Here is a 4,165-nt window from a genome sequence, read left to right on the forward strand (position 1 = left end):
GCTCGGTCATGAACGCGGCCACCCCGTTGCCCGCGCAGATGCCCAGCGCCATGGCGCCGGGCTCAGCGTCGGGCAGCGGCAGCAGCACCAGGTCACCCAGGCGCGCGTACGCCGCGGCGATGGTGTCCCGCCCGAGCTGGCGCGTCACGAAGGCCTCGTAGCCCCCGGCGCGGCGCAGGATGCGCGCGGCATCGGCCTTCGAGGCCGGCGGCTTCACGCCCACGGTCACGTCGACGCCCTCGACCGTCTGCACCCAGCGCGCGGCGAAGTGCGCGCAGCTGGTGTCGATCCATTTGGTGTGGACACGCGGCAGCCCGGCCAGGAAGGCCGTCAGCAGTCTTGCCTTGTTCATTGGTATTCCTGGAAGCGCTTGCTGATCCACAGGACCGGGTTCTCGAGCAGCTTGCGCAGCCCCTCGAAGCCCCGATCGCCGGGGAAGTCGCTTTTCTGCTGCGCGTCGGTGAGCCGCAGCGGGTCCTGATTGCGCGAGCGCGACAGGCCGGTGCGCATCACAGGCAGCACGGCGGTGCCGCCGGCGCTGCCGCCCTGCATTCCGGGGTCATCGCGCTTGATGCTCACCGGATCCATCTCGCCGAAGAAGTACTGCCGCGGCGGCCCGACCAGGCGGAATTGCGAGTCGAAGGGCTGCAGGTAGACCCGCGCCTCATGCCCCCGGTAGTCCTCGACGTTGCCGCTGATCTTGGCCAGCAGCGCGGAGTTGGCGATCGTCAGCGAGAGCTCGATGGCCTGCGTGTCGCTGTCGGTGCTCTGCTTGATGGGCGACACGTCGATCAACTCGCCCCCGAACAGGTACGAGTTGCCGCCGACGACCAGGTCGGCGTTGAAGGTCGTGAACCGCAGCGTGTTGTTGCCGATGTCCAGCTCGATGAGGTGACAGATCCCCACGGCGCCGGATGCGAAAAGCGCCTGCTGCGCGGCGTCGAGATCCATCATGCCGAGGTGTCCTCCACCAGGTCGATGCTCATCTGCTCCGTGTGGGTGCGCGAGTACGCCCCCCAGCCAGCTCGGGGCTGTGCCTGCAGGAAGTAGGCGCGGGGTCGCTGCCAGGTGACGGCGGTCCCGGTGGCGAAGGCGCGGCGCGCCGGCGCCTCGAAGCGCAGCGTCATGGTGCCGGCGCCGTCGGTCACTCCGTCCTCCACCGCGCACACAAGCTGGCTGGTGCCGAAGCCCGCGCCGAAGCCGAACATGTCACCGGTCACCACCGTGCGCCCAGCCTGGCCAGCGCCGCCCGTGATCTGCGCCGTCACGTCCCCGACCGCGACCGGAGCCGCCAGCGTCAGGACGCCGCGCAGCGTGCCCCGCGGCACCGGGCGGCCGGGGTCGTACGCGGCCACGCGGTTGATCGAGCCGCGCAGCTTGAGCTGCAGCGCCTTCCAGCGGCCAGCTCGGGCGTCGTTCATCACGATGGGCGAGACCAGGCTGAGGGACCACCGGGGCACCCCGTATGCACGCGTCTGCGCGCTGCCGGCGGGCACGCTGGCGCCGACCGCATCGAAGTACAGCAGCTCGATGCGGCAGCCGCGCGCCACCGGGAACGCATCGTCGAGTTGGATGATGTCCATCAGGCGATCGCTCCCTGACCCTTGAGCATCTTGACAAGCTCCCGGTTGCCGTTGGCGACCTCGCGGCGCACGTCCGACAGGACCGCTGCGCGGTCGGAGCGGCTGTCAACCGCGATCTGCGGGGCGTAGGTGACCTGCAGGGGCTGCGCGCGTGAGCCGCCGCGGCTGACGATGCCGAGCTTGCCGTCCGGGCCGCGCTTGAGCGGCATGATGGCCTCGGGGCCGGCCTCGCCCAGCACGCCCATCTGGTTGCGGCCGTAGCCGAACATCGTGGGGCTGCTGAACACGTCGCCGGCGGCGAACGCGCGGATCTGACCGTTCGGGCCGAACGCACCGCCGTCGGCGAAGAACCCACCCAGGAACTTCAGCCCGTCACCGAGCAGCCCGCCGATCGATCCGGTCTTGGCGAAGTCGCCCAGCAGCAGCTTGCCAAGATTGGCCGCCCCCGCCTCGGCCACCATGCGGAGGATGGTTTGAGACCACAGATCGGCCAGGTTGTTCCACTGGCCCGACAGCACCGCATATGTGGATTGCCCGAGCGTGTCTTGGATGTTGCGCCCAGCCTGCTTGGTGAACTCATCCAGCTCGCTCACAGCATCCTTGGCCCCATCCAGGTTGAGCCGTTTCGAAGCTGCCTCGCTGAACTCTTCCGCGGAGATCTTGCCGGCGTTGAAGGCCTGGGCGAGTAGCTCCATGTCGGCGCGCGCGACCTCCAGTTGCCGACTGTCGGTCGCAGCGAGCAGTTCCTTCAGGCGCTTCTGTGAATCAGCGGCGGCGACGGCGGCCGGATCCAGCTTCTCCAGCTCGGCCACAGTCTTGGAAATGGCACTCCAGACCGCGTCCGTATCCCCACCCGGCACGTTCTGGAGGTTCCGCAGGTAGGTCAGCTCATCGCGCAGCCGCTGCACCTTGACGATGTCCGAATCCTTGATCCGGTCGAGGGCGCTCTTCAGCGCCTCGGGGATTTCAGGGCCCATCATCTCAGGCTTCTCGGGCCTTTCCTTCTTCGTCTTGTCTGGCAACTCCCCGACCGTGGGCTTCGGGGCGCTGCGCCCCTCGTTGCTGTAGTTCTCATTCCTGTCCGGCGTCTGCACGGACTGGAACTTCGCGTACGCGGCGTCGAACGCCCTCTGCGCGGCGGGAATCTCGACCTCCTTCAGCTGCCGCAACCGCGCCAATCGCTTCTCTTGATCGGCGTTGTTGCTGTCCTTTTCGGTCGCTTCCTTGAGCCAGGCGGCTTCACTCTTCAGCTTGTTGAGAGGCCCAGCGAACGTGGTGGCCAAATCCTTCGTGGCGAAGAATTTGTCGTTGAAGCCGAGCATATCCATGATGGCGCCGCCAACGCCCTTCTCGCGGCGCAGCTCGAGCAGCTTGTTCAGCGGGGGCAGCAGGTCGGCGGTGATCGACCGGCCCAGAGCGGCCGTGTTGGTCTGCAGACGCGCCAGTTCTTTGTTGAACTTGTCCGCCTCGGCGGCCTGCTCGGACGTGATCCGCGCGTTCAGCTCGCCGGCCTCGGCGAGGTCCTTGATCAGCGGCGCCAGCTCGCGTGCGCTCTTGCCGAAGAGCTCCTGCACCAGGCGGGCTTTCGCGCCGTCATCGGCGTAGGTCGCCAGCGCCCGGGACACGGCCTGGATCGCGTCGACCGGGTCCATGCGGCGCAGCTCGGCCGCGCTCAGCCCGATCGCCGCGATCGCGCGCGACGCAGTGCTGTTCGGGTCGGTGTCGCCGAGCGCCTGGTTCAGCTTCACCACCAGCGTGGTGGCGTTGTCGACGGAATGGCCCGTCCGCTCAGCCAGGTCGACCAGCCCGGACAGCTTCTCGATCGACGCGCCGGTGGCGTCCTGCATGTCGTTCAGGGAGTCGATGAACTCGACGTTGCCCTTGAACGCATCCACGAGACTGTAGCCCGCGAAGAGCCCGGCGACGCCCGCACCCAGGCTGGCGATGCCGGCACCCGCCCGCTGCCACGAGGCGCGCACGGCCTCCGCGTTCTTCTCCGACAAACGGGCGGCCTTCTCCATCGTGGCCTGGAAGTTGGCGAGCCGCGCCTCGATGTCGATGGATAGGGTAGCTAAGGCCATGTGTCACTCCGATCTGCCACCTTCGTCCGGAGACTTCGACGGCTTGTGCTGGCGAATCACCTCGAGGCGGTCCAGGAGTCCCTCCACGTCGGTGATGCCGAAGTGCTGCACGACGAGGGGTAGCCCGGACCAGTCGAGGGCGCCCATGCCGTTGCTGAGGAGGTTGAACACGCGGATCGCGATGCGGTCTCCGAGACAGGATTCAGGCGGGTCGTCGCCCTCGAACTGGACGTCGCCGTTGGCGTCCAGCAGGGCGATCAGTTTTTTTCCGCTTCCTGCCGTTCCTTGAAGCGGTCGTTCGCGAGCTTGAGCAGCCGGTCGAACGCGAGGCCGACCCAGTCGGAGTGATCCGCGATCACGACCGCGAACAGCTCGCGACTGAAGGTCACCGGATCGGAGGAGCCGATGCCCTCTCCCAGCAGATCCGCCTCGGTGACTCCGTACCAGCCGACCGTGTAGTCGATGACGATGTCCCGCATCGCCTCCACCGCGATCTGCTTG

General features: G+C 67.7%; 6 protein-coding genes. All 6 read right to left on the bottom strand.

The genetic code is table 11. The features are described 5' to 3' along the window. Positions 1-352 (bottom strand): DUF6950 family protein (locus VF536_RS07635; RefSeq protein WP_331614220.1); only part of this gene is annotated, 352 nt, incomplete at its 3' end. After that, entirely contained in the window at positions 349-954 is a 606-nt protein-coding gene (locus tag VF536_RS07640) for a DUF2163 domain-containing protein (protein ID WP_331614222.1), read from the bottom strand. The genes VF536_RS07635 and VF536_RS07640, both read right to left, overlap by 4 nt. Continuing rightward, on the bottom strand, positions 951-1,583 hold the full coding sequence (locus VF536_RS07645) for a hypothetical protein (RefSeq protein ID WP_331614223.1): 633 nt from the start codon (positions 1,581-1,583) through the stop codon (positions 951-953). Before VF536_RS07645 ends, VF536_RS07640 begins: the two co-directional genes overlap by 4 nt. Next, positions 1,583-3,604, bottom strand: coding sequence for a hypothetical protein (locus tag VF536_RS07650; RefSeq protein ID WP_331614224.1), 2,022 nt, complete (start codon positions 3,602-3,604; stop codon positions 1,583-1,585). The genes VF536_RS07645 and VF536_RS07650 overlap by 1 nt, the downstream gene beginning before the upstream one ends. Before the next feature lie 63 nt (positions 3,605-3,667). Then, complete coding sequence (locus VF536_RS07655; RefSeq protein ID WP_331614225.1) at positions 3,668-3,835, bottom strand: hypothetical protein; 168 nt, start codon at positions 3,833-3,835, stop codon at positions 3,668-3,670. Between the two features lie 86 nt (positions 3,836-3,921). Then, a partial coding sequence (locus tag VF536_RS07660) for a hypothetical protein (RefSeq protein ID WP_331614226.1) occupies positions 3,922-4,165 on the bottom strand: 244 nt, incomplete at its 5' end.

Source organism: Roseateles sp. (genome assembly GCF_036486225.1).
Lineage (GTDB): Bacteria > Pseudomonadota > Gammaproteobacteria > Burkholderiales > Burkholderiaceae_C > Roseateles.

What these genes read in the sequence shown, in the direction of transcription:
- VF536_RS07640 (WP_331614222.1), bottom strand. Translation starts at nt 954, where the DNA reads ATGATGGATCTCGACGCCGCGCAGCAGGCGCTTTTCGCATCCGGCGCC.
- VF536_RS07650 (WP_331614224.1), bottom strand. Translation starts at nt 3,604, where the DNA reads ATGGAGAAGGCCGCCCGTTTGTCGGAGAAGAACGCGGAGGCCGTGCGC.
- VF536_RS07645 (WP_331614223.1), bottom strand. Translation starts at nt 1,583, where the DNA reads ATGGACATCATCCAACTCGACGATGCGTTCCCGGTGGCGCGCGGCTGC.